This window comes from Hymenobacter glacialis, from assembly GCF_001816165.1.
Taxonomy (GTDB): Bacteria; Bacteroidota; Bacteroidia; order Cytophagales; family Hymenobacteraceae; genus Hymenobacter; species Hymenobacter glacialis.
This window is the reverse complement of the sequence record NZ_MDZC01000128.1, coordinates 1-478: the sequence shown is the minus strand read 5'-3', so window position 1 is coordinate 478 and position 478 is coordinate 1. Positions and strand designations below refer to the sequence as shown.

1 protein-coding gene is annotated in these 478 nt (G+C 66.5%); it reads right to left on the bottom strand.

The window, feature by feature from the left end:
- The coding region (locus tag BEN48_RS17190) for a fibronectin type III domain-containing protein (RefSeq protein ID WP_141764595.1) at positions 1-478 on the bottom strand (478 nt) is incomplete at both ends.

The following is a 478-nucleotide window of genomic DNA, read 5'->3' as shown; positions in this document are numbered from 1 at the left end:
GCCTGCGATGAACCCCGTGCCGTTCACCGTGAGGGTGAAGGCCGGGTCGCCGGCCGTGGCCGAGCTGGGGCTGAGGCTGCTGATGACCGGGGCCGGGTTGGGAGCCGCCGTGGTGGTGAAAGTTGTAGTGGCGGTGGCCGTCTGACCACCCGCGCAGTTGCTCGTGATGGTGACGGTGTAGCTCGTATTGGGCGTCAGGCCCGTCAGATCCACGGAAGTAGCCGAAGCCGGAAGGGTTTGCGTGGTGGTTGCCAGGGTTGTCGTAACCGTATAACCACTCGTGGCCGAACCGCTGCCGGTGAAGGTTACCGTGGCCGAGTTGCTGGTGATGGCGCTGGCCACCAAATTGGTAGGCGCGTTGCAGACCACTGGGGCCGGGTTCACGGTGAACGTGGCCGTAGCGGAGGTGCCGCCGCCGGGCGCCGCGTTGGTCACGGTCACGTTGTAGGTGCCGGCCGTGGCAATGTCCGAAGCCGGA